General features: G+C 51.5%; 22 protein-coding genes and 2 pseudogenes. 13 read left to right on the top strand and 11 right to left on the bottom strand.

The annotated features are described in order from the left end of the window. Nucleotides 1–5: 5 nt before the first annotated feature. From PsAD37_RS14450 to PsAD37_RS14480, 7 genes and pseudogenes are all read left to right on the top strand, one after another. Nucleotides 6–992, top strand: coding sequence for a hypothetical protein (locus PsAD37_RS14450; protein WP_063296751.1), 987 nt, complete (start codon nucleotides 6–8; stop codon nucleotides 990–992). A 294-nt stretch (nucleotides 993–1,286) separates the two neighbouring features. Then, a complete protein-coding gene (locus tag PsAD37_RS14455) occupies nucleotides 1,287–1,850 on the top strand; it encodes a recombinase family protein (protein WP_063296752.1) in 564 nt (187 codons plus the stop codon). 10 nt (nucleotides 1,851–1,860) lie between these two features. Next, a pseudogene (locus PsAD37_RS14460) lies at nucleotides 1,861–3,461 on the top strand (IS481 family transposase). A gap of 56 nt (nucleotides 3,462–3,517) precedes the next feature. Then, nucleotides 3,518–4,474 carry an ExeA family protein gene (locus tag PsAD37_RS14465; RefSeq protein WP_193778271.1) on the top strand — a complete coding sequence of 319 codons (957 nt, stop codon included), beginning with the start codon at nucleotides 3,518–3,520 and terminating at the stop codon, nucleotides 4,472–4,474. Then, a complete protein-coding gene (locus PsAD37_RS14470; protein ID WP_063296754.1) occupies nucleotides 4,471–5,178 on the top strand; it encodes a UPF0149 family protein in 708 nt (235 codons plus the stop codon). Before PsAD37_RS14465 ends, PsAD37_RS14470 begins: the two co-directional genes overlap by 4 nt. 187 nt (nucleotides 5,179–5,365) lie before the next feature. Continuing rightward, nucleotides 5,366–6,325: an ADP-ribosylglycohydrolase family protein gene (locus tag PsAD37_RS14475; RefSeq protein ID WP_063296755.1), complete on the top strand. Its 960-nt coding sequence runs from the start codon at nucleotides 5,366–5,368 to the stop codon at nucleotides 6,323–6,325. A 224-nt stretch (nucleotides 6,326–6,549) separates the two neighbouring features. Next, nucleotides 6,550–7,932, top strand: a complete 1,383-nt coding sequence (locus tag PsAD37_RS14480) for an FAD-dependent oxidoreductase (RefSeq protein WP_063296768.1) — start codon at nucleotides 6,550–6,552, stop codon at nucleotides 7,930–7,932. A gap of 91 nt (nucleotides 7,933–8,023) precedes the next feature. Here the strand turns inward: PsAD37_RS14480 and PsAD37_RS28765 are convergent, their stop codons facing one another. From PsAD37_RS28765 to PsAD37_RS14515, 9 genes and pseudogenes are all read right to left on the bottom strand, one after another. Further along, on the bottom strand, nucleotides 8,024–8,269 hold the full coding sequence (locus PsAD37_RS28765) for an HAD family hydrolase (protein WP_208991878.1): 246 nt from the start codon (nucleotides 8,267–8,269) through the stop codon (nucleotides 8,024–8,026). After that, nucleotides 8,203–9,252, bottom strand: coding sequence for a hypothetical protein (locus PsAD37_RS14485; protein ID WP_208991879.1), 1,050 nt, complete (start codon nucleotides 9,250–9,252; stop codon nucleotides 8,203–8,205). Before PsAD37_RS14485 ends, PsAD37_RS28765 begins: the two co-directional genes overlap by 67 nt. A gap of 43 nt (nucleotides 9,253–9,295) precedes the next feature. Further along, on the bottom strand, nucleotides 9,296–10,357 hold the full coding sequence (locus PsAD37_RS14490) for a LacI family DNA-binding transcriptional regulator (RefSeq protein ID WP_063293509.1): 1,062 nt from the start codon (nucleotides 10,355–10,357) through the stop codon (nucleotides 9,296–9,298). 5 nt (nucleotides 10,358–10,362) lie between these two features. After that, a complete protein-coding gene (locus PsAD37_RS28770) occupies nucleotides 10,363–11,667 on the bottom strand; it encodes an ABC transporter ATP-binding protein (protein WP_244272529.1) in 1,305 nt (434 codons plus the stop codon). Between the two features lie 5 nt (nucleotides 11,668–11,672). Beyond that, nucleotides 11,673–12,317, bottom strand: a complete 645-nt coding sequence (locus PsAD37_RS28780) for an ABC transporter ATP-binding protein (RefSeq protein WP_063296756.1) — start codon at nucleotides 12,315–12,317, stop codon at nucleotides 11,673–11,675. An 11-nt stretch (nucleotides 12,318–12,328) separates the two neighbouring features. Then, nucleotides 12,329–13,453, bottom strand: a complete 1,125-nt coding sequence (locus PsAD37_RS14505; RefSeq protein ID WP_063296757.1) for an ABC transporter permease — start codon at nucleotides 13,451–13,453, stop codon at nucleotides 12,329–12,331. Then, a pseudogene (locus PsAD37_RS14510) lies at nucleotides 13,453–14,457 on the bottom strand (ABC transporter permease). The gene PsAD37_RS14505 and the pseudogene PsAD37_RS14510 overlap by 1 nt, the downstream one beginning before the upstream one ends. A gap of 72 nt (nucleotides 14,458–14,529) precedes the next feature. Then, nucleotides 14,530–14,991, bottom strand: coding sequence for a hypothetical protein (locus tag PsAD37_RS28785; RefSeq protein ID WP_208991880.1), 462 nt, complete (start codon nucleotides 14,989–14,991; stop codon nucleotides 14,530–14,532). 42 nt (nucleotides 14,992–15,033) lie between these two features. Continuing rightward, nucleotides 15,034–16,275, bottom strand: coding sequence for an ABC transporter substrate-binding protein (locus tag PsAD37_RS14515; RefSeq protein WP_208991881.1), 1,242 nt, complete (start codon nucleotides 16,273–16,275; stop codon nucleotides 15,034–15,036). A 38-nt stretch (nucleotides 16,276–16,313) separates the two neighbouring features. Between PsAD37_RS14515 and PsAD37_RS28790 the strand changes: the two genes are divergently transcribed. The 5 genes from PsAD37_RS28790 to PsAD37_RS14535 all read left to right on the top strand — a co-directional run bounded on the left by PsAD37_RS28790 (nucleotide 16,314) and on the right by PsAD37_RS14535 (nucleotide 22,801). Beyond that, nucleotides 16,314–16,766 carry a glycoside hydrolase N-terminal domain-containing protein gene (locus PsAD37_RS28790; RefSeq protein ID WP_208991882.1) on the top strand — a complete coding sequence of 151 codons (453 nt, stop codon included), beginning with the start codon at nucleotides 16,314–16,316 and terminating at the stop codon, nucleotides 16,764–16,766. A gap of 228 nt (nucleotides 16,767–16,994) precedes the next feature. Continuing rightward, nucleotides 16,995–18,746 (top strand): glycoside hydrolase family 95-like protein, encoded by a 1,752-nt coding sequence (locus PsAD37_RS14520; RefSeq protein ID WP_208991883.1) that lies wholly within the window; start codon nucleotides 16,995–16,997, stop codon nucleotides 18,744–18,746. A 326-nt stretch (nucleotides 18,747–19,072) separates the two neighbouring features. Further along, a complete protein-coding gene (locus PsAD37_RS14525; protein WP_063296758.1) occupies nucleotides 19,073–19,855 on the top strand; it encodes a ThuA domain-containing protein in 783 nt (260 codons plus the stop codon). After that, nucleotides 19,855–20,925, top strand: a complete 1,071-nt coding sequence (locus PsAD37_RS14530; RefSeq protein WP_063296759.1) for a Gfo/Idh/MocA family protein — start codon at nucleotides 19,855–19,857, stop codon at nucleotides 20,923–20,925. The genes PsAD37_RS14525 and PsAD37_RS14530 overlap by 1 nt, the downstream gene beginning before the upstream one ends. Before the next feature lie 187 nt (nucleotides 20,926–21,112). Beyond that, nucleotides 21,113–22,801, top strand: coding sequence for a bifunctional diguanylate cyclase/phosphodiesterase (locus PsAD37_RS14535; protein ID WP_063296760.1), 1,689 nt, complete (start codon nucleotides 21,113–21,115; stop codon nucleotides 22,799–22,801). Here the strand turns inward: PsAD37_RS14535 and PsAD37_RS14540 are convergent. Together PsAD37_RS14540 and PsAD37_RS14545 are read right to left on the bottom strand one after the other, a co-directional pair. Further along, nucleotides 22,798–23,532 (bottom strand): MBL fold metallo-hydrolase, encoded by a 735-nt coding sequence (locus PsAD37_RS14540; RefSeq protein ID WP_063296761.1) that lies wholly within the window; start codon nucleotides 23,530–23,532, stop codon nucleotides 22,798–22,800. The genes PsAD37_RS14535 and PsAD37_RS14540 overlap by 4 nt on opposite strands. Nucleotides 23,533–23,615: 83 nt before the next feature. Further along, nucleotides 23,616–24,455 (bottom strand): DMT family transporter, encoded by an 840-nt coding sequence (locus PsAD37_RS14545; RefSeq protein ID WP_275078325.1) that lies wholly within the window; start codon nucleotides 24,453–24,455, stop codon nucleotides 23,616–23,618. Between the two features lie 466 nt (nucleotides 24,456–24,921). Between PsAD37_RS14545 and PsAD37_RS14550 the strand changes: the two genes are divergently transcribed. After that, entirely contained in the window at nucleotides 24,922–25,272 is a 351-nt protein-coding gene (locus PsAD37_RS14550) for a helix-turn-helix transcriptional regulator (RefSeq protein WP_063296762.1), read from the top strand. Nucleotides 25,273–25,519 lie beyond the last annotated feature (247 nt).

A 25,519-nucleotide genomic window follows, 5' to 3' on the forward strand; every position in this document is an offset into this window, starting at 1 on the left:
ACACTATGCCATCAATCTCTAGCAATCATAATGCTGCCGCAGCAAATACAACGAGAATTGACAGTCAATTTACTGATCGATCAGCTTCTAATAGAGATAGTCAGTTTTCTGGAATTGGCAACTCTCCCCAGCAAGCTCCAACATCCAAGAAAACTCATCTTTATGCTCCGTTCGCATCAAAAGATATTATTTATATGGCTTTCGGTATCAATGAAAAAAATGTTGGAAAAGGCAAGCAAGTGGCTCAGCTAATTGTTAAGAGCAATGAGGACAAGGCGGCTCTGGAAAGCTTCAGGAAGAAGGCAATGGGCGAAGCATTCCAAAATAGCTCGGGTTTCTTTCATGTTGTTAATGATACTATGAAGAGCAATGAGATGAATGCAGCTCAACTTCGAAGCGCATTGGGCGAAAGTGAGTACGATTACGCGTTAAATGCAGCAGAGATGTTTGCGAACAACGGCGCAATCCTTGCTGACCTTGAAATAATTAGCAACGAAGAGGTAGAAGTTTTATCATCACTCAAGGAGGGCGAAGACAAGCTCGTGATTTTAGGTCATGGTTCATATGGGGATAATAGTTTAGCTTCGGATGCAAAAATGTTTTCCAAGGAAGTCACATCAGAAGATATAGCACAACAATTAGCGGATGGTGGTTTGGACAAGTCGTTTGGGGATATTCGGGCGCACTCGTGCCATAGTGCTGATGCTTCAAAACCGACCTCATTTGATCCGAAAGAGCTAGATCGTGCGCAGCAGCCATTTGTTGAAAAATTCATGTTTTTCAGCATTGGCATGAAAGTTTCATTTGCTCAATCGCTTGCTAATGAATTGGCGAAGGCAGGCTTCGAAAATCCTGAGGTATCGGGTTATCATGGGAGTGGCCGAATGGGACAACTTGATGGGCATTTGGTTCAAATATTACCAGATAACAAAGAAGCTGGAGCAATCAGGTCTTCAGATGTTCGACGGGTGTTTACCCCAATCAAGGTATAACGTTTCAAGTTGTTGGAAAACGCATATGTCATGAGTTTCGCACCATTGCCCAAAACGCAGGAAAGGTGCGGGTAATAAGTGGTCGATTCTGTTAATCTGAATGCCTATGCGCCGACGAACGGCAGCAAAGGGGCTCCGAGCTGTCTTTGGACCGTATAGCAAACGGTCGTTTGGCAGATGGTCAGGAAACTCAAAAATCCGCACTGATATTGTTGAATAATATTGTCTGTTTACCCTGTCTGGAAATCACCGAATGCTTTCCGTTACGTGACTTGGGTTTCCGGATGATTTGCTATGCTGGTTGGTTATGCGCGGGTTTCAACAGAAGATCAGAGCCTTGACTTGCAACACGACGCGTTACTGGCGGCAGGCTGCGAGCGCATTTATGACGACAAGATCAGCGGGGCGAAGGCAGAGCGTCCTGGCCTGACCATGGCTTTTGATCAACTCCGGGACGGAGATACGCTGGTCGTCTGGCGATTGGATCGTTTGGGGCGCTCCTTAAAAGATCTGATTGCCCGAGCCGAGGAACTGAAGGAAAGAGGCGTTGGCCTCAAAAGCCTTCAAGAATCCATCGATACGTCCTCAAGCGGTGGCCAGCTCATATTTCACATGTTCAGTGCTTTGGCTGAGTTTGAACGCAACCTCATCCGTGAACGCACACAGGCGGGTCTCAGCGCAGCCCGCGCTCGGGGCCGTAAAGGCGGGCGTAAGAAGGCGCTCAGTTTTGAGAAAAGAGCGCATGCGGTTGAACTTTACCGTTCACGTCAACATACGGTGCACGAAATCTGCAACCTGATGGAGATCTCCCGCGCGACGCTTTATGCCTATATCGACGAGTTTGCCAATGGCAAATAGAGGCATCCGCATTCCGCCTGAGACGCTGCTATCACTGAGAACAAGATTGAGCGGCTTACCACCGCGCTCAGCAGCACGGCGCGAGGAAATTAACCGGATTGCCGATCTTTTCGGCGTCAGCCCGTCAACAGTCTACCGGGCGCTTAATGCGCTCCATAAACCCAAAGGCATGCGACGCTCTGACCGCGGTAAGCCGCGTAAGGTCCCAGAGCGTAATATGGACCGCTATTGCGAACTCATTGCAGCCTTGAAGATCCGCACCACCAATAAGAAGGGACGGCATCTTTCAACGAACAGAGCGATAGAGCTTCTCGAAGAGCATGGTGTTCATACGCCAGAAGGCCACTTCCAGCCTCAAAAAGGCCTTTTGAAACGCTCCACGGTGAACCGTTGGCTGAATGATTGGGGGCTGGATTATCCCCGCATGACACGTGCAACACCAGCAGTTCGCTTTGAAGCCCGTCATTCCAATATGTGCTGGCAGTTCGATATGAGCCCGTCGGACCTCAAACATATTCGGCAGCCTGCCTGGATTGATCCCAAACGCGGTGCGCCAACGCTGATGCTCTACAGCGTCGTTGATGACCGCTCCGGCGTTTCCTATCAGGAATACCGCTGTGTTTATGGTGAGGATGCGGAAAGCGCGCTGCGGTTCCTGTTCAACGCCATGGCTCCTAAGGAGGACAATGCGTTTCAGGGCATTCCCGACATGCTGTATCTGGACAATGGACCCGTCGCGAAGAGTCTGGTGTTCCAGTCTGTCATGGAAAAGCTCGGTGTTGCCTGGCAAATGCATATGCCAGCCGGGTCTGATGGCAATCGTGTCACCGCCCGCTCCAAAGGCAAGGTCGAACGCCCTTTCAGAACCGTCAAAGAGGCCCACGAGACGCTTTATCATTTCCATGAGCCGGAAACCGAAGCGGAAGCTAATCTTTGGCTTAAGAATTTCATTGGCAAATATAATGAAAAAACCACCGGCGTGAACCTCATAGCCGGATGGAAGACTGGGGTACCAACCTGCCGGAAAAGGGCTTGCGCGAGATGTGCTCGTGGGAACGCTTTTGCGCCTTTGCTAGGGAACCTGAGACACGGAAAGTAGCAGCTGATGCGCGTATCTCAGTTGGTGGAGCGTACTATGAAGTCGATGGCGAGCTGGCTGGCGAAAAAGTCCTGCTATGGTGGGGTCTGTTTGACCATGAGCTGTTTGTGGAATGGAATGATAGGCGCTTTGGTCCTTACCGCGCGGAGGGCGGTCCGATCCCGTTACACCGGTATCGTAAACGGAAGACATCTCGCCGCGAAATCCGCGCTCAGACTGTGGCACAGCTTGCCGAGCAGATAAGCCTGCCGCGCTCAGCACTTGCTGGCGGGCCGGAAATAGAAAGAGTTTCTGCTGATATTGTGCCCTTGTCCAAGGTCCGGTTTGCGGACCCTGACCCATGGGGCCAGTTCACCTATGAGAATACACTCAGCGCCCGCCGTGCAATCTCCGACATTCTCGAACGCCCACTAGGGGAGCTACCTGGCGACGACCTGAGCTTTATCGGTGATCTCGTTACCCGGACCCTTAACAAGGCAGAGATTGAAGCAGCGATCAAGGACCGGTTCTGACGCAAGTAATTAAACGACAAGATATAAGGGGGAGGCACATGCTCAGCACACAGGTCATGAATCATTTTCGTATCGAACGATCCTGGAACCAGGCGAGCTATTTTGAGACGGAACGGCAAGTCCAGTTCAGCGATGATGTGATGGCGGCCATTATGGCGGGGCACCTGATTGCTATTTCCGGCCCCGTTGGTACCGGCAAGACGATGATGATCAACCGCCTTCAGGAGCAGATCATCAAGTCAAAGAAGTTCATTGTCTCCCGAAGCCTGTCCGTCGACAAGCCAAGAGTTGTTCTGCCCGCGCTGATCACCGCCCTGTTTCTCGATATCTCTGGCAAGCCGGATCTCAAAGTTCCCAAACAGCCGGAGCAACGCGAACGAATGCTGCAGGAAGCTGTGCGCAAGGCGCGCAAACCGATCGCCATGTTTATTGATGAAGCCCATGACTTGCATGGCCATACGCTCAACGGCTTAAAACGGTTGAAGGAAGTCATCAGTGCTGGTGGGGGAACCCTATCTATCGTTCTTGTCGGCCATCCGCGCCTTCGCAACGACCTTCGATGGGCCACCATGGAAGAAGTTGGGCACCGCACCGTGAAACTTGAATTCAACAGTATCAGTGATGAGCGCCGTGAATTCCTTGTCTGGCTTCTCAGCCAGTGCCTTGCAGAGGGCATGAAGCCTTCGGATGTTATCGAGGAGGAAGCTCAGGACTTTCTGGCCGAACGCCTGTCTACCCCTTTGCAGTTTGCCGAACATCTGGACCGGGCATTTACCGATGCCTACCGGATGGGCGCTGAACAGGTCACCCGTGAGATTGTGGAGGAAACCATTTCAATCGGGTTTGATGATCTGGACGCCAAGCTGGCACGGATCGGGTACGGCCCGAAGGCCCTGGCCGAGATGACGGATAGTCGTGTTCCCGAGATCCGCCGTTTTCTCAAAGGGCAATTGGATGCGGACAGAACCGACGAAATTTCAACAATAATGCGAAGAGCTGGGCTGCCGCTATGACATCGACCGATGAACTGAGGGACCCCGATTTTGAACAGTTGGATAAGTTTCTTGCCAGTGTCAAAGGCGGAGCAATCCCCAACACTGAGGCGCTTGACGGTTTCTTTGCAGCCCTTGCCTGTTGCCCTGATTTTGTCGCGCCCAGTGAGTATATGGACGTGCTGCTCGGCGAAGAAACCGAGGGCGACGATTTTGCTTTCGGAACCAAAGAAGAAGTCATCCAACTCGGGAAACTTGTTGCGCAGCACTTCAATCATGTGATGGAGCAGCTTTACTCTGAGGTTGGCTATTGTCCCGTACTTCTGGAAAACGATGAAGGCTTGGTTCAGGCCAATGACTGGGCCAAGGGATTTCTGGTTGGAATCGATCTGCGCCGCTCAATCTGGACAGAGTTATTTGAGGATGAAGAGCATGCTGGCTCAATGGTTCCCATTTGGGCTCTGGCTTACGAGAACGATCCTGATCCGAAGATGCAGCCATTCAAGGAACCCGTCACACCTGAGCAACGAGATGAGCTGATCATTGCCTCCGCGGCAGGTGTCATGCGTATGTTTCGGTACTTTTCGGCCCAGCAAGATCAATATGTTGAGCCAAGCGGTACCTATGTCCGTCTCGGCCCAAAAGTTGGCCGGAACGACCCATGCCCTTGCGGTTCCGGCAAGAAGTTCAAAAAATGCTGTGCCACAAAGCAAGTGCTTCATTGACCTGTTCGCATTTAATGTGGGTCGGGACTTATGATTGCAGGCTGGTCGCAAATAATCTGGGTTCATTCGCAAATAATGTGGGTTTAACCCCTTAGATAGATGCAGATAATTCGGGCTCAAAACAACGATGATTGCAGGCCGAAGTGATTATGATTGCAGGTCGTGACAATTATGAATGGAGAATTGTATGAGTCAGCAAGCGTTTAAGGCCCATAGCCTTCTTGGTGCATTTGTTGCGGACGCCGCCTCGCTGGGGCTGCACTGGCTCTATGATGTTGAGCGCATCCATCATGTCACTCAGGAGCATGACGACTCTGCTGCTTTCGTGCCGCTGACCCCATCTTACTTTGAGGGCGTGCCAGCTTATTTCGCTCATGCCAATCGGCAGGATGGCCAAGTCACCCAATACGGTGAAAACCTGCATCTGGTGCTGGAGCATCTGCTGGCTCACGACAAACACCTGAAGATGGAAGAGTTTCAGCAGGCCTTTACGGCTCACTTTGACGCTGGTGGCACCTATAATGGGTATATTGACCGCCCAACACGGGGCACGCTGGAAAACATTGCTAATGAGAAGCTCACCCCTTCTGGCGTAGATGATGATCAGCTTCCTGCACTCTCCAAGATTCCGGCCGTGCTGTTCGCCTATGAGCAGAGCGAGCAGATGCAGGATCAGGTGGAAGCGATTATCCGTTCCACAAATGACAATGAAGAATCCGTCGCTTACGGCTTTATGTTTGCCGATCTTCTGGACCGTGTTGTGAACGGTGAAGACTTGCAAAGCGCCTTGTCCACTGCAGCTGATGCTGCCCATCCTGATATTCAGGAGAAGCTTTTGGCTGCTCTTTCCGCATCAGAAACGGACCCCGTGGCATACGGTGAGAGCACGGGCCGTGCTTGTCACCTTGGCATGGGCGTTCCGCTGAGCTTCCACATCCTCAAGAACACAGGTTCTTATCGCGAAGCGATTGAGGCCAACATTTTGGCAGGTGGAGACAGTGCTGGCCGTTCCATTCTGATCGGTGCAGTTCTTGGCGCAGTACATGGTTTGGATACCGACAAAGGCATTCCACTTTCATGGATTTTGAAGGTCCAGAACAATGCAGAGCTCTGGCAGGAGTGCTGCGGCTTGACCGGGCATAACTAGGGACTAGATCCGAAGGCCGTCCCCGGTCTTTTGGGCGGAATAAGTGCAACATCGAATAATTATGCATGCTGCGCGTATTCGTATGAACGCAGTGTGTTTTTAGCTGCTTGAATGTCCCAAAACGCTTTCTCGGTTTGTTAGGGCTATCCCTGAGTTTCCCTTGTTGGTTGCGATAAAACACCTCAAGGTTGCAGGCGCACCTCTTTCAAACCAAAGTGTTTCCAATGGTCTTTCGCCCCCGCAATAGCAGCCTAAACCGCAGGAATTTCCTTAAAACTTCAGCCTCTTCCGTCGTCTTTGCCGGTCTGTTTGATCTGAACCAGAGCCGGCCCAATGTGTCGGCCAGAGGCAAACGTGTGATCATTATCGGAGCTGGTATTGCAGGCCTCGCCGCCGCCCGCGATTTGATGGACACGGGCTATAGTGTGCTGGTGCTAGAGGCAAGCAACAAGATTGGCGGGCGCATTCGCACCAACCGCGCACTGGGTGTCCCAATTGAAGAAGGTGCGGGCTGGATACATGGCCCCAAAAACAACCCCATCATGAAACTGGCTGAACAGTCTGGCCAAAAAACCTTCGTCACGAAAGATTCCAATTTCACCGTTTACAACCATATGGGCAAACAAGTTTCCAATCAGAAAATCTCTAAAATGGGTCAAGAACATGAACAGATGCTGGGCCTGATCGGCTCTGGCATGAACAAAGATATGGCTCTTTCGGAGGTCCTGGAGCATATGGCGCCCAGAATGACTCGAAACCCAATATTCAGGTGGATGACATCCGCTTATACTGAATTTGATACAGGCAGTCCGGTGACCGAACTTTCCGCCATGTATTTCAGCCAAAATGACATGTTCGAAGGTGAAGATGTGGTTTTGGTAGACGGGTACGATCGGCTTCTGGAACCTCTCACCCACGGTATCCCAATCCTCAACCGCAAACCGGTCCAACGCATCGCTTATCATGACCGAGTTGGCGTGTTCGTACAGACAGACAAAGAGATCTTTGAAAGTGATTTTGTGATTGTCACAGTACCACTCGGCGTGCTCAAGGCGAAGGACATCGAGTTCATCCCCCCCTTGCCCAAAATACATAGGAACGCAATTGAACGCGTTGGTATGGGCGACGTCACAAAAATAGCGATGAAGTTCGATGAACTCCACTGGCCTGAAAAAACACAGTATTTTGGCTTAATGACGCAAACTCAGGGCCGCTGGAATTATTTCCTCAATCATAAGCCCTTTATCAACGCAAACGTACTCACCGCGCTGAGCTTTGGCAATTACTCCCGCATGATCGAGACCATGGATCACGACTATATGCTTGAAGATGCTATGAAAGCCGTGCGCACAATGTTTGGCTCGGATACACCTGATCCTCGTCACTACATTGCAACCCGATGGTCGCAAGACCCTTACACGAAGGGCTCTTTTTCTTACGCAAAAGTTGGTAGTGATCCGTATGATTTCAATATTTTATCCGAACCTATCGGTCACTGCCTGACATTTGCCGGAGAACATACTGATTTTAAGTATCATGGTACCGTTCACGGTGCATATCTGAGTGGCAAAAAAGCTGCAAAAGTTGCAATGGAAACAATGCTTTAGCTTTCTTTTCCCTCAATCGTTATGAAAAAACCGCAGGAGAGTAATCCCACGGCTTAATCCTTTTCAAAATTTCATCTGCTATCTCAATAGCTTATGCCTTGGAATTAATCTCTTCGAGCACATCCAGAAGCTGATGCGGAAGGCCAATTGTGTAATCCGGCTCTTCATCCGCATTTGCTGGTTCTGTCGGATAGCGCAGCGTCCAGTTGATCCAGACAGATGTCATCCCCAGGCGGTTGGCGCCGGCCACATCACGCTCAAGGTTATTCCCTACCATGACGCAGCCAGCGTGGTCCGCTTCTTCCAGCCCCAAAAGCTTGACTGCTTCAAGGAACATCCGCGGATCCGGCTTGGGCAACCAACGGCTTCTGAGATCGACCGCGCATCGAATTTATGCCAGAAATCCATAGCCTTATGGACATTCTCAAAGCTCTCCACCAGACCGTCTGCAACCAGCGCAACCATGTAGCCGCGCTCCTTGAGCCAGTCCACCAGCTTATCCCCGCCCGGGATCGGTTCCGCAGAGAGCACTAATTCCCCCTCAACGAAAATTTGGGAGCCCTCGTCGATCAAAGTATCCCCGCTGTCGAGGAACACAGCCTTCACACCTTTCGCCTCTTTTCGCAGCTGAGCCAGAACAGAGCAAACCCGAGACGGAACAGAAGCCTTCAACTCTTCCCAGGGCATCATCTCAACAGAGCGCAGATCGAAGATTTGATCGAAATGATAAGACGGTTTGAACGCCTTAGATTCCATATACTTACGAGCGACATGATGATCATAAGGCTTCAGGTCAGCCAGCTCTGCAGCAAACATATCCTGCACAAGAATGGTACTTGATCCCGGCCGCTCACCACAGCAGATGCAAGTCACCGCAAAGTTCGCCCGCAGCGCTTCAGAACTCGCGGCAAAAGCGTGTTTTCCCGTTTCAGAATAAAGAGTTACCCGCCCTTCTTGCAGCGGCACCTGATGGTCCCAGGTGCTCAATTCTCCTGCATAGCCATGCGCACTGCCTTCAACACGCATCACCTCACCGGCTTCACTAAGGTAAACCCAAATGTGCTCCAGCTCATACAGGTGTTGGATATCCCAGTCCCACCAGATGGCATACTCGATTGCAAGCGCAGCACCGTTTAGCTTTATTTTATGTGCACTTGAGACGGATATGCCGTCCTGATCATAGAGCGTATACCCCAGTGCAGACGGGAGGAAAGGTTCTTTGTCGTCAAACCGGATAACAGGCGCATGCTGCTTCACCAGCTCTGCAATATCTGCCGATGTTGCCTCAGAAAAAGACAGAGGGGCTGCGGAAATGTTCAATTGAAACTCCTTGTTCTTCTTGTCCAGCAAGAAAGTTGGCGCCTTACGCAGCACCTTTAGAAAGAGGAAGAGAACCCTTACGGGGATGAGAAACGGAACGCCGCTGTTTCAACTCAACCGGTTTGGTCTCATGCAGACGCTTACTGGAAGGATTGCGTATCTTTTCAATGATATAACGGGCAGCAGACGCGCCCATTTCAGCAATCGGCTGCTGGATAGTGGAAAGCTGCGGTGAGGTGATGCTGCTAATCGGGATGCCATCGTACCCGAGAATGGAAATGTCCTCTGGCACACGCAAACCACGGTCAAAGCACGCATGCATTGCACCAATGGCTGCAGTATCCGTAATCGCAAAAAGCGCTGTAATCTCAGGATTTTGATCCAGCAATTCATTGGCGGTTGCATACCCCAGATCATAACGCTTACGCTCGTTGGGCTCAGGCAGGTAGACAGATTTCTCAATCTGATACTCGCGGGCAACTTCCAGTATGCCGCGCATACGTAAGTTACCAACGCTCTCACGGCGTGGATCATGATCAGCTTTGGTCGCGAGCACGCCGATATGTTTATGCCCCAGAGCAACGAGATAGCGCATACCAATCCGGCCACCCTCAGTGTTGTCGCAAACCACAAAGGATTCAGAGCGACGCCCCGGCAGAATATCCACGTAGACCGTCGGAATATCATTGGCTTGCAAGCGCTTAACGTTCTTCAGTGTCTCCGCTGCCGAGTTGGACGGACGAACGATTGCACCTGCCACCTGCATCTCAATCATGGTCTGGGTGTACTTGCGCTCGCGCTCCGCTTCTCCCCGTGTGCAGCAGGAGAGGACCTTGAAGCCTTCATCATGCAGCGTCTTCTCAATGGAGGCATAAAGCATAGTTGCGAACGGGGATTTCTGGTTCTCCAGAAACAGCGCGACCAGATTGGAATCCTGCCGGCGCAAAGAGGTTGCCAGACGGTTGGGGCGATACCCCAACTCATCAATGACAGCCTGAATCTTTGCGCGGGTTTCATCCTTCACCCGCTCATCCTTGTTCAACACACGAGAGACGGTTGCCGTTGAAACTCCAGCTTTTTCTGCTACATCCCGGATACTTGCCATCAGTGCTACCCCGCCATTGCTTCAAGCTGGTCTACTGGCGTATTTTGCACCACATCGGGATGATGGCAAGCAAGCAGATGGTCCGTGCTGATCTCACCAAGTGATGGATCAGAACTCTCGCAAATACTTGTGGCATAACGACATCTCGGCGCAAACGGGCATCCCTTTGGCAAGTTGGCCGGGTCCGGTACATTGCCTTCCAGACGGATGCGCGTGTCATCCGCGTGGGCATTCGGCACGGGTTCCAGAATCGCACTCATCAACGCTTCGGTATAAGGATGCCTTGACGCGTTGAAGATCGTCTCCGTATCTGCCAGCTCCACAATCCGCCCTGCATACATCACAGCAACACGGTCACTGATATGGGCGACAACGCTGAGATCATGACTGATGAACAGGTAGGTGAGGTTCAGCTCTTCCTGAAGGTCTTTCAGCAGGTTGAGGATCTGCGCTTGTACGGAAACATCCAGTGCAGAAACCGCTTCATCAGCAATAATCACCTTCGGGTAAGGAGCCAAAGCACGTGCAATTCCAATACGTTGACGCTGACCACCACTGAAAGCATGCGGGTAGCGTTTGAGAAACTCTTTTGAGAAGCCGATTTTATCGAGCACCTCAAGAACACGCCCCTCAATGTCCTTCCGGCTCTTCAGATCCTGCCCAACTCGCAGCACTTCTGCGATGATATCATAAACCGCCATGCGAGGATTGAGTGAGGAGTTCGGATCCTGAAACACCATCCGAATATCCGCCCAATAAGGTCGCAGCTGACTGTCGGTTTTACCAGTCAGCTGCGACCTTATTGGGCGGAACAATACCTTGCCCGTGGTCGCCTTGTGCAACCCAATAATCGTCTGACCCAATGTGGACTTGCCGCAACCAGATTCTCCAACAAGACCAAGGGTTTCACCACGCCAGATATTGAGCGACACATCATTCAGCGAGCGCACTGTTCCGGTCTGGCGATTGAAGAAACCTGAGCGGATCGGGAAGTGTTTACTCACGTTCTGCAGTTCAAGAATTGGTGCGGCTGTTCGGTCTACCGGGTTTGGGGCGTGCAAGCAGTCATCAACTTGGGAGGTCGACGCATGTAGTGGGACAAGATCTGCCTGTGCCCCAAACCCGTGACAGCGGACGCTTTGCACGTCACTGACCGCAGTGAGTTCTGGTAGTTTTTCGTTGCAAAGCCCGGAGACAAAGTGGTCACAGCGTTTCTGAAACGGACAACCCTTTGGCCGGTTCTGCAAGCTTGGGACTACGCCGGGAATGGCATTCAGACGGGCGCGCCGTTTGCCGTCCGTATGTGGCAGAGATGCTAAAAGCCCTTTGGTATAAGGGTGTTGCGGGTCTTCTGCAGATCACGCATCAGATCCAGAATAATCGCCTGCGTGGTCACATCCAGCGCGGTGGTTGGCTCATCCGCAATCAGAAAACGAGGATTACAGATCAGTGCCATCGCAATCATAGCACGCTGGCGCATACCACCAGACAGTTCAAAGGTGTAGCTGTCGAACCGGTCAGCAGCTGATGGAATGCCCACCAGCCGCAGCATCTTAATCGCCTGAAACTTGTCTTCTTCCTTGCTCAGATTCGTATGCCAGCGCAGCACTTCCACGATCTGGTTGCCAATGGTGTAGAGCGGAGACAGCGAGGTCATCGGCTCCTGATAGATCATGGAGATCTCATTGCCTTGAATAGCGCGAATGTGCCTGGCTTTTGCAGGACCTTGGGCAAGATCAAGCAGATCACCATTCGCACGCTGGTATTCTATTCTGCCGCTTTCAATAGCAGCGTGGTTGTCCAGAATTCGCAGCAACGCCTTTGCGGTGACGGACTCCCCCACCAGACACACCGTTTTCCCCTCAGGAATGGAAAAACTGATGTTGTCCAGCGCGGTTACTTTCCCATCATCTCCTGAGAAGGAAACACTGAGATCCGTGACGTTAATCATGGGTTTCATGGTTTCAATCCTCACTTGGAATACGGGTCGGCAGCATCACGCAAGCCATCACCAAAGAAGTTGAGTCCAAGCACAGCGATCACGACCATCACCCCAGGCCAGAACAGCCATGGAGCATCGGCGATGGAGCGGATGTTCTGCGCTTCCTGCAGAAGCACACCCCAGCTGACCACGGGCTGGCGCAAGCCAATCCCCAGGAAAGACAAAGACGTTTCAGCAACAATCATGCCCGGAATGGCGAGCGTCACCACTGCGATGATATGGCTGATGAAACTTGGCACCATATGACCTACCAGAACACGCGGAACAGAACATCCGTCCAAACGAGCGGCTTTTACGAAGTCCTCCGATTTAAGAGAGATAAACTTGCCACGCACCACGCGAGCCAACCCCGTCCAACCGATGATCGACAGGATTACCGTAATCAGCAAGTAGGTCTGCAAAGGCGGAGTATCTGGCGGAATTGCAGCGGCGAGACCGATCCAGAGCGGGATACTTGGCAAAGATTGCAGGAACTCAACAACACGCTGCGTGACCGTATCCACCCAACCACCGAAATAGCCGGAAAGACCGCCGATCAGCACACCCAGTACGAGGCTAAGGGCAACACCAACCAGACCGATGGTCATAGATACGCGCGTGCCATGGATGGTGCGGCTCAACACATCGCGGCCAAGACGGTCCGCTCCCAGCAAAAACATGCGATCACGTTTCTTGACCGGACCAAACAAGCGGCGCTCAGCAGGAATGAAGCCATACAGATTGTAAGGCTTACCTTTGACGAAAAAGCCCAGCTTCACAACACGGCGCGGGTCTTCAACAAAGGTACGGCGACCTGAGTTGTAGTCAATCTTGGAGCGGTATCCCAACACATGCGGCTGAAACACTGTACCGTCCTTTGTCTCCAGCAACCAATGAATGCTCTGCGGCGGTGCATAGGTGTTGCGCACGCTGAAATCATTGGGGTCATGAGGCGCAAGAAACTCCACGAACACAGCGATCAGATAGATCAGGAGTGTGATGATGCCACCCAGCATGCCAAGTTTATGTTTGCGGAACCGACGCCACATCAAGCGCCACTGGCCCTCATAAGCGCGTGAACTTGTTGGTGCACCAGCGAAATCAGTAGCGCTCATTACAGCCCCCCATTGTTGAACTGACGGCGGATACGCGGATCAAGCCAGGCAAGTAGTATGTCGGAGAACAACGTTCCAATCACAGTCAGGAAACTGAGGAACATGATAAGGGCAGCAGCTAGATACATATCCTCCTGACGCAACGCATCAAACAGCAACGGACCTGCGGTTTGCAAACCAAGCACAATGGAAACAATGGTGGAGCCAGACACGATCTGCACAAACAGCTCGTTGAGGCTGGAAACAAACGGATTCAAAGCATGACGAACCGGATACTTGGTGAGCACCCAATGTTTCGGCATACCTTTGGCGCGGGCGGTAACCACATAAGGACGGTGTAACTCATCCAAAAGGTTCGCGCGGATCGTACGGATCACGCTTGCAGTGCCTGCAGTCCCTAAAACGATCATAGGAATCCAGATATGAGCCATTAGGTCACCGACACGGGCGAAGGACCATGGTGCGTTTACGTAATCCGAAGAGAACAACCCACCGACATTTTGGCCAAAATAGCGGAAAGACACATACATCAACACCAGTGCCAGCAGGAAGTTTGGTACAGCAAGGCCGATAAAACCGAGGAAGTTGGCGACATAATCGCCAAGGGAATATTTGCGAACAGCGGAGAAAATACCAACGGGAATGGCAACAGTCCAGATAAAAACCATAGAGCACAGCGAGAGCAGAGTCGTCATACCCAAGCGGTCCCAGATCAACTCTTCAACCGGCAGCTCATAGCTAAAAGAGCGTCCAAGATCTCCATGGACAACCATTCTCCAGATCCAGTCGAAGTATTGGGCCAGAACGGATTTATCCAATCCATATATTTTCCGCAGACCTTCGGCTTCAGCTGCGGTGATGTAATCTCCATCCAGCGATGCTTCCAAAACCAATCGGTCAATTTAGTCTCCGGGTGGCAGCGTGATCACCAAAAACGCGACGAGCGAAATCGCGAGCAAGGTTGGGATCATCAGCAGGACCCGTTTGACAACAAACATTCCCATTTAAAGCAGATATCCTAGTTGCAAGGCTCTGCCTCTCCACGCAGGGAGAGGCAGATTGGTTCGGGCGACCGATTACTTCTTGGAAGGATCGATGGAGAAGTTGGAGAAGTTCACAGGTGCAGGACCCGGATACAGCCAGCCTTCCAACAGTGTGTCAGGCACATTACGCAGCTTGTTGCTGATGGAGCGGAAGCCACCGCCCGGCAACGCAATGCCCATGGACAGGAAGTTGTCTGCAGAAAGCTGCATAAACTCCTCCATCAGCGCAGTTTGCTCATCACCCACCTTGGTTGTTACCAAGTCAGTAATTTCATACATGCGCTTCCCGCCGGCAGGCGGCTCAGTTGGCACAACACCTTCACGAACAGTTGCGTTGGCATCCTTTTTCAGGTCATGCCATGCATCCCAGCCTTCCCAGTTGCCGTGCTCTTTGAAGTTGGTCAGTCGCTCAAGGTTCACCAGCGGGAACTGACCGCAGCCATTTTCACCCACCCAAATGGTAATCTCTTTGTCAGCACGATCCAGTGTTGCCATGTGGATCTCATCACTGGCCACGCTCACCACAACTTCAAGACCCTATTCCTGCCAGTCTTTCGCGATGATCTGCATCATATCCACCCAGTCCGGGCGGAAACTTTCGTTCACATGAACAATAAACTTGAATGGCTTGCCATCAGGGCCGACACGCTTGCCATCTGGACCCATCGGTAGGATCTTATCGAGATGGTCCGCTGCCAGATCAGGATCGAACTCAGTGTACTGGCGCACCAGCTGATCGTTGTAATACGGCGATTCAGGACGCGGGCTGACCTGATACGGCTCCCCCTGCCCCAGATACACTGTGTCAATGATCAGGTCGCGGTCCATGGCAAGTGACAAACCGATACGGAAGTCTTTGCTCTGGAACACCTGCGCCTTGACCGGGTCAGGGTGGTTCATGGCAAACATGAACTGCGCATTGTTGTAGTTACAGCTGTTTGCTGTCACCAGACGGTAGTCGCCGCGCTCTTTGTTATCAAAGAACACTGTACGATTTGGCGGGGTTGAGATGTTGCGCGGAGAGATGTCGATCTCACCCTGAACGGTTTTCAGCAGCGCAACTTCCGGATCTTTCGCCAGTACCCATGTGCGTTTGTCGATGTAAGACAGCTGGTTACAGGAGCTGTCGACTTTCCAGCAATACGGGTTGCGCTCAAAGGTGAAACGCTCTTTGCCAAGAACAGCTTCAGTCGGACGCCATGCTAGCATGGTTGGGCGGTTGGGATCGTTGTGCTCAGCATTTTTGCCGAAGGTTCCAATGCAGCCAAGCCACCATTTGCCGAAGTCAGCCTCACCTGCATCTGCCATCATCTTGGCAACGCCGTCCGGGTTCAGGTCTTTCATAAAGTCTTTGACGTAATGCTCAGCAAACTGGACAACACGCTGACCGTAGGGTGAAGCCATATCCAACATGAAGACACCGTTTGGCTGGCTCCAGGAGAAGCGCACTGTTGTGTCGTCCAGCGCTTCGACTTGCGCTTCTTCACCATTGACGATGAACATCTTGCGAGGACCCTTGGGGTTAATCTCGCGGTTGGTTTCAATGTGATCCCACCAGAACTGGATGTCCTTCGCAGAAAACGGCTTCCCATCAGACCATTTCAGGCCTTCGCGCAATTTGAAGGTGTAGGTGGTCGCATCCGCCGAGATGTCCCAGCTCTCAGCGATATTAGGCAGGACCTCGGAACCATCCGGGCTCCAGCGCACCAGCGGGTCATATCCATAACGACGATAGTCACCGATCCGGGACCCGGCATATACTGTACATACCGGAGACATAGGTGACAGGCGTTCGGAGAGATGGTTGACACATTAACATGGCATTCAGGGAGGGACCGGGATGCCTTGGCGCGATGATCTATGGCAATCTACTAAACGCCCGTATTCACCTCAACGAAGACACGCTTTATTCGGGTGAACCAACTCGTATTTACCCGGTGCCGGAAATAGCAGGTCAGATTGCGCATGCAGAAACGCTTTTAAGAGACGGAAAGCTCTTTGAAGCGCAAGAGTTTGTGCTCAAGAACTGGACAGGACGGCAAGGGCAAGCCTACCAACCAGTCGGCAATTTGTTCATCACAATGAAAAACCAAGGCGAAGTATCCAGCTATCACCGAGCATTGGATATCCGTCATTCTATGCATCATGAGAGCTATGAGCAGGGCGGCGTGAAATATGAGCGCACCACCTTTGCTAGTTATCCGGATAATGTCATTGTTATCCATCTGATATCCGACAGACCCGGCACACTCTCCTTCACTCTGCGTTAAGACAGCCCGCACCCAACATGCCGCGCAACGCTTGAAGCTGAAAACACCCGTCTGCACCTTCGCGGACAAGCGCCAGCCTTTACCAGCAGCCGAGCGATTGAGCGCATTGAGCATGATCAGGAGCAGTACCGAAACCCTGAGATCTTTGGCCCCGGTGGCAAACTTCGGCCCTTTGCTGAGAATGAGCAGGACGGACATCGCGGCGGTATCGTTTATAGCGAAGATGGCTTGGGAGAAGGTACGTACTTTGAAGCAGGCCTTGCTGTTGAGTTAGAGGGCGGGAATATTCGCCCGGAACGCGGTGAACTGCATGTTGAAGGCGCGACAGCTGTTACCCTTCGCATTGCCATGGCAACAAGCTTCAACGGGCCAGACAAAAGCCCAAGCCGCGAAGGAAAAGATCCTGCACCGATCGTGAAAAGCGCTCTGGAAAAAGCAGGCTCTGTCTTCTATGAAGATATTCTGCAAAAACACACGGATGATGTGTTGAAGAGGTTTGATCGCGTATTGCTTAAACTAGGCAATGGCGACGTTCCGAACTTGCCGACCAGCACGCGGTTGGAGCAGTTTCAGGAAAAAGGCGATCCAGCCCTCGCCGCGTTGCAGTTCCAGTATGGCCGCTATATGTTGATTGGGTCTTCTCGCTCAGGCAGTCAGCCGCCAAACCTGCAAGGCATTTGGAATAACCTACGCCGGCCGCAGTGGTCCTCCAATTATACGATGAACATCAATCTGGAGATGAACTACTGGCCCGCCGAGATCACAGGCCTTTCCGAATTACATGAGCCGCTCTTCATGCTGATCGAGGAATTGGCCGTCTCAGGTGCACGCACGGCCAGGAAAATGTTCAATACTCCCGGATGGTGTGCGTTCCACAACAACACCATCTGGCGTGACAGTGTACCATCTCCGTGTGATCCTGCCTCTGCGTTTTGGCCGATGGCAGCAGGCTGGTTGCTCTCTCATATGTGGGAGCATTTTCTTTACGCTGGCGACAAAGAATTCCTCAAGAACCGCGCTTACCCTCTGATGAAATCTGCAACGGCATTCTACGAATGGTGGCTCTGTGAGAACAAGGAGGGTTATCTGGTACCAAAAGTCAGCACCAGTCCGGAAAACCGGTATCTGGACGAGGATGGCCATGTCATCACCGTCGATCAGGGCAGCACCATGGACTGCGCCATTATTCGGGAGACCTTCACCAACACCGCCGCTGCAGCCCGACTACTGGGACTTGATGACGTTCTTGCAGAGACATTAGAGACGAACGCTGCACGGTTGTTGCCTTACCAGATCGGAGGACAAGGACAGGTGCAGGAATGGTCTCAGGATTTCAAGGAGTTCATGCCAACGCATCGCCACTTGTCTCACCTCTATGGCTTGTTCCCTTGTGATCAGATCGGCAAAGACACACCAGAATTGCTGAGAGCTTCCGTACGCTCTCTTGAGATCCGCGGAGATCTGGCAACCGGGTGGAGCATGGGGTGGAAGATTTGCCTCTGGGCCCGTGTTGGTGACGGAGACCATGCATACAAGATCATCCATAACATGTTCAACCGCGTGGAGAATGAAGCGCCGAAGAGTGAAGACGGCGGCCTTTATGGTAACCTCATGATCGCGCATCCGCCATTTCAGATCGACGGCAACTTTGGTTACACACGCGGCGTTTCCGAGATGCTGATGAACACGACCCACAACGGCATCGAGCTCTTGCCTGCTTTGCCAAGCGCTTGGCCAAAAGGAGAAGTTCGCGGTCTGCGTGCCCGTGGTGGTTTTGAGGTCGATCTTATCTGGGAAGATAACAAGCCCACTCAGGCCCAAATCACCAGCCATCAGGGAGGTGATCTGACTGTGCTTTGTAAGACGCCATTTGGGGGATCTACTTTTGATCAGACCCTACAACTCTATGTGGCGAAACAAAAAACTGTCGCGGGAGAAACGTTGGCACTGGCCTTTAACGAAGCCTTACTGGTCTCCTAGTCCGTAAAACCTGCTAGAAAATGGGGTGACTAATTGTAGAATTCGACTGAGAACTTCGCGTTACTTAGACGGATTCTACAGTTCGCAGTAAATCGGTTGCACTGCAACAAATGTTTCGGTGAATTTCTTGATATTTCATTGGCATTTCATACCAAGGTTGAAGCAGAGTTGAAGTCAACCGCGTTCTGCGGTCCCAAGACGCGATAGCATCGCACCTACAAAAATGAACAAGTCCGCAGTCTTTCTCGCAATGGGGAAGGCCCTTTCCATATCTCCGTTTTGTCTGGCCCTCAGGCAAGACACTCCACATCTATCGGAATACGCCAATGATTAAGACCATTGTCTGGGGCGAAAACGTCCACGAGCAAAAGAACAAAGTTGTTGCCGGCATCTATCCTGATGGGATGCACAATCACATTGCTGCTGCTTTGAACAATGATCCAGAAATTTCTGCAACCTCCGCAACTTTGCAAGATCCAGAGCACGGCCTGACCGAAGAACGTCTTGCAGACACAGATGTTCTGATCTGGTGGGGCCATGCAGCGCACGGGGACGTTTCCGACGAAATCGTTGAACGTGTATGTGAACGTGTTTGGTCTGGCATGGGCATGATCTTCCTACACTCTGCGCACTTTGCTAAACCGTTCAAGCGCCTGATGGGTGCACCTTGTAACCTGACATGGCGCGAAGCTGGCGAGCGTGAGCGTCTTTGGGTTACATCCCGCAACCACCCAATCACTGCTGGCATTCCAGACAGCTTTGAGCTTGAAAACGAAGAAATGTATGGCGAGCCATTTGGTGTGCCGGAGCCTCTTGAAACCGTCTTCATCAGCTGGTTCCAGGGCGGCGAAGTCTTCCGTTCCGGTCTGACTTACAAGCGCGGCGCGGGCAACATTTTCTATTTCCGCCCAGGCCATGAGACATACCCGACATACCACAACGAAACCGTACAGCGCGTTATCGCCAACGGCGTAAAGTGGGCATACAACCCGCAACCACGTGTGGCAGACCCGAATGCGGCGCCGAATGTGCCAGTAGATGAAGCACCAGAGAAAATTGAAGAACGCGGGCCACGCCTTCATGAAGCAGGTGAGGAAGGGTATCGTTGATGCGTCTCGTTATTGTAGGAACCGGAGGCATGGCAAATAGCCATGCCAACAAGTTTGGTGAAATTGACGGTGTTGAGATCGTTGGCGGTGTTGATCGCAATGAAGAACGCCTGACTGCCTTCTGCGATGAACATAACATCCCTAAACGCTTCACCTCATTGGAAGACGCTCTTGCGTGGGGCGAGTTTGATGCCGTGGCAAACGTCACGCCTGATGCTGTCCATCACCCAACCACAATGCCGCTTCTTGCAGGTGGCAAGCCCGTCTTCTGCGAAAAGCCATTGGCGAGCAATTTTGCCGATGCTGACGAAATGGCGACTGCAGCCGAAAAGGCCGGCCTGATCAACATGGTCAACCTGTCTTATCGCGACGTGTCCGCGTTGCAAAAAGCTCATGAACTGATTGCAGCTGGTGAAATTGGGGAAATCCGCCATTTCGAGGCCTCTTACCTCCAAAGTTGGCTGACACAGCCTGCATGGGGGCATTGGGACAAGGAAGAGAAATGGCTTTGGCGCCTATCTGAAGCGCACGGGTCATTGGGTGTTTTGGGAGACGTTGGCATTCACATTCTCGACTTTGCCGGGTTTGCGATTGGCGCTCCGTACCAGTCTATCTCTTGTCACCTGAAGACCTTTGATAAAGCACCGGGCAATCAGATTGGAGAGTACAAGCTGGATGCCAATGACAGCTTCACCATGATGGCCGAAACCACATCAGGCGCAGTCGGTGTTGTTCATGCCAGCCGTTTTGCCTCTGGCCATATGAACGACCTGCATCTTCAGGTTCACGGCACAAAAGGCGGCATCAAGGTCACCAACACAGGTGGTCTGGGTGAACTGTTCGTTTGTTCCGGTCCAAACCTTGAGAGAGCCGAATGGAAGCAGATTGAGCTCACACCAACGCCAAACAACTACCGCAAGTTTGCGGAGGCCGTGCAATCTGGTGTGAATGGCCACCCAACCTTCCGCCATGCAGCGAATCTTCAGCAAGTGCTTGACCTCGCCGTTGAAAGCAGCACGGCTTGTGGGCGTCGGGATATCCCGATATCTGCGCAGCTGCAGGACGCATAATCAACAAAAGGAGAGCAAATGCTCTCCTTTTTTGATCTACAATCTACCCTTGTATACTCTGTGAAACATATGGATAATAATTAGAACTAAATCTTTCCCTTAATTATCTGCAGTGAAGCATTGCGATTATCTTTGAGTTTAATTATTCAGTGCATGCAATTTTATTTCGAGTCTAGCCGAGGATCTTGTGTCTGTACCTCCTGAGCTTCTGTCAGTTGCAGTAGAGCAATGTTCTGAAACCATCATGGTTGCAGATCATGAAGGTACAATTGTCTATGTGAATTCTCAGTTTGAAAAAGCAACCGGATACTCAGCAGAATACGCTGTTGGCCGTAATCTGGACTTTCTGCGCTCCGGCAAAACGCCTCCAGAAACCTTTGATCATCTCTGGACCACTTTGGGTGATGGCAAGCCGTGGGAAGGTGAGTTCATAAACCGTCGCAAGGATGGCTCCGAATACGTTGAGCATTCCAAGATTTCTCCGGTTGAGTGGCAAGGCGGCAACGCAAACAAGAAGTACTACCTTGCAATCAAAAAAGACATCACGGCCAAAAAAGAAAGCGAAGAGGAACTTTCCAAGCTCGCTTACACGGATGCTCTGACTGGACTGCCAAACCGCGCACATTTTCTGCAAGAATTGGAAAGAGCTGTCGCGACAACCAAAGATAGTTCAAATCAATGCGCTGTCATTTATATGGATCTGGATCGCTTTAAAGAGATCAATGATACACTGGGGCATGACGCTGGCGATCAGTTCCTCGTGCAAGCTGCAAAGCGCTTTGAAAGCGTATTGCCGGAGAATGCCCTGCTCTCCCGTCTTGGCGGCGACGAGTTTGTTATTCTGCTGCGAGATACGTCCAACGCAGAAGCGGAAATGACTGTTCATCGTCTGGAAACAGCAATGGTCGCTCCAATTGATTTAGGCGAGCAATCTCCAATTTTATCTGCAAGTATCGGCGTGGCTGTAAGCCAGCTGGCAGGTGCCTCCAGCGGCACCATGCTCAAGCAAGCCGACATTGCCATGTACCATTCCAAATACAACAATCTCGGCTTCAGCTTCTACACCTGCCAGATGGAAGAAGCCGTCGTACGCAAGGTGCTGATTTCCGAGAAGCTCACAACTGCGATTGAGGAAGGTAACCTGCGCCTCAAGTATCAGCCAATTGTAGAGTTGAAAAACGACAAGCTTTACGGCGTTGAAGCTTTGATGCGTTGGGAAGACCCAGACCTTGGTCCGATCTCCCCTTCTGAGTTCATTCCAATTGCCGAATGTCAGAACATGATCGACGATATCTCAGATTGGCTCTTCCGCGAGACAGCCTGCCAATACCGTCGGTGGGTTGCTGAAGGGTTCGAGTTTTCTGGCCGCATCGCGATCAACCTTTCAGAGCGAGAGCTTGCAAAGCCAAATCGTGTGGTTGAAATCCTCGCTCTACTGCAGAGCCTTGAAGTCCCGCCAGAAATCTACGAGATCGAGCTGAGTGAATCCGCATTCATCAATGAAGCAGGCGATACTCAAGCCAACCTGGATGCGCTTGCCAATGCAGGCATGATCATCGCTATTGATGACTTTGGCACCGGCCACTCTGCGCTTTGGCAACTGCGCACGCAAAAGCTGGGCAAGCTCAAGATTGACCATAGCTTTGTGCAGAAAATGGAAGCAGATCAGGCCACACGCGATATTGTTGAAGCGATCACCGCGATGGCCAGCCTGCTCGACCTGAAGGTTATTGCAGAAGGCGTAGAGAACCTGACGCAAGTTGATCTGCTCAAAGATATCAAATGCTGCTATGCACAAGGCTATCATTTCGCCAAGCCACTGACGGCAAAAATCTTTGCAGCTGACTGGCTTGGAAAGGCTCAGGCAGTCGCCTAAGCCTTCAGCCTCGAGAGCTCGAACTCACGACCATCTTCACCCAGAGAAAACTCAGCGTAATCCTTAATGGCTTTAGCTACAGCAGGCCTGGACGCATCATCAATGTGGTACAGCACCCAGCAACTTCCTGCTTTTCGCGGCAAGTCTTTTACATCTACCCAAGACCCATGCCCGTTTGCTGCAGTCATGTACTCGCACTCGATAAAGGCGAGATCTGCCTGCGCAGCAAGTTGTTCACCTTCTGGAGACAACAGGCCATCGCCTGAGTAAAACAGCGTTACAGCTTCCCCCTTCAGCTGCAGGCTACGGTTTGGCACTGAGTGATTGCTCGCAGCGGTCATTGCATTCCATGGACCGACCACTGCCAAATCCTCGGAATCTTGCCAGTGAAGGTCAAAGCCGAGGTCTTTTTCCGGCCAGTATGCAAACTCCATGAGGCGATACAAAGCCTGATGCTGAGAGGCCTGACGAAAGATGGTCAACGGCTTCGAACGCTTGAACGACTTCATGTAATTGAGCAGCGTTGTTAAACCAAGGCAGTGATCAGGATGGCAATGCGAGATGTAAATGCAGCTGATGTCTTCAGCCGTCATACCATTTGCAAACAATGCCTGGGGCACGGTTGGACCGCAATCGATGAGCAGCTTGAACTCACCTTCTGAGATCAACAAAGATGAGTTCGTTTTTTGCGGATCGTACGCATCGCCACAACCAAGCATTTTCACATGCATAATGTTCCCCCTCGCAGTGATCCCCCAGTTTTAAAGCAGAGAGTTTTAACAATCAAAGCATTATGCAAAAGCAGATGGTTGATCTATGCAGCTCGTCCCAAGACTTTTTCCCGGTGCCACATATAAATGGCCGATCCAAAGATGACGGCGGCACCAACAAGTGTCAGTCCATCAGGAAACTCGCCAAAGAACATCAAGCCAATCAGCATCGCCCAAATGAGGCTGCTGTAACTGAAGGGCGCGATGGTTGAAGCCTCCCCAAAGAAAAACGCCTTCACAATGGCGTAATGCCCAAAACCAGAAACCGCCCCAATCAATGCCAGCAGAGCCCAGCCTTCCAAATCAGGCACCTGCCAGAAAAATGGCGTGAAGAGAGAAGTGACCACAGCACCCAGCAGAGCAGTATGAAACAGCACAGTGGACGGATTATCAAACTTGCTCGCGTACCGCGCCACGATATGACCTGCAGAATAAACCACAATTGTTGCCACAGCGATCAGCGCACCAAGATCAAGAACACCAGCACCTGGCTTCACAATCAACAGAGCTCCAATGAACGCCACGAGGATGGAAACCCAACGCCGCATTCCAACCTGCTCGCCCAGAATTGGAACAGACATAGCCGTCACCATCATAGGAGAGAGCAGCGCTATAGCGTGGAGCGTTGCGACGGGGATCAGTTGAGCAGCTGCAACCGAGCCGATTGTCATAACCAAAACAAGAATTGCACGCAGATAAACCACTGACCCGTTGTTGGGGGCGATCATTGTTTTTACGCGAGGCGCCAAGAAGACCAGCATGAACAGCAGATGGAAAAACATCCGCCCCCAGACCACCTGCAGCACTGGATATGACAGAGACAAATACTTGCCTACACTGTCAACAATCACGAACATAAACATGGCTGCTACCATCCAGAGGATGCCAAATTTAACGTTCCCCTGAGCTGGGGCCTACGAAACCATCTCACTCATAACTGGCCTGCGTATTCCGGAAGTGTGCCGTAGTGCCCGCGGAAATTGGCCAGCGGGCGACACATCATTTGATTTTGAGGGAAGGTGCTGAAACTCATGCCCAAACACCAAGGAATAGATTGCCACCTATCGCAGTTCCTCTTGGTTTTCTTTGAGTTTCTGCTTCTGAATGTTGAAGAAATTACAGCGTTTGGCAATCTATTTTTTGCGCATTAATTGTTGCTGTTTATTGCCAAAATGACGCTTAGATATATTTGTAAATTACTCAGCCTGTGAGCAACTTTCTTCGCCAAGAGCTCCTGTAGCCCCCTTTCTCTCTCTACCACACGCAAATCCGCGGAAAATGAATCAAGAACAAAGGTTGACGCACTTCAATTGATCACTTAACGATTACGCTAATTAAAGAGATGATGAAATGAATACACAAACCAACTTGCCGGAAGTTTTTGGAGCTTTGGCCGACCCGACGAGGTTTGCCATTGTCGAGCGACTTCTCAATGAAGGAGACTTGCCAGTCGGGCAACTGGCTGAACCCTTCAAGGTGTCTGCTCCGGCGATCTCCCGGCATCTTAAGCTGCTCGAAAGCGCTGGCCTCATCGAACGACGCGTCGAAAAGCAATGGAGGGTGTGTGCATTGAAGAAAGAACGTTTTGCAGACCTGCATCAATGGATAGAGCGTTACCGAGCCTTCTGGAACACCAGTTTCGACCGATTGGAAACGTTACTCGATAATCAGCGAGGGGAAGACAATGACAGTAGCCGATAGCATGACACAGGAAGAAACCACACTGCGCATCACACGGGACTTCAAAGCTTCTCCCGAAAAAGTCTTTGATGCTGTCAATGCAGGGTCAAATTTCCCCAGTTTGAGGTTTGGTGACCAGCCTTTTTTAGGTCTAGTTCTCCTTTTTAGGTGGTCTTCCGCGACGTTTGGGTGGTGGTGGAGGAGTTATTGATGCGTTGGCTCTTATATGCTCTGGAATAAGGTTGGTGTGACCGCGCAAGCGGTAGCT

The sequence above is a fragment of the Pseudovibrio sp. Ad37 genome, assembly GCF_001623075.1.
Lineage (GTDB): Bacteria > Pseudomonadota > Alphaproteobacteria > Rhizobiales > Stappiaceae > Pseudovibrio.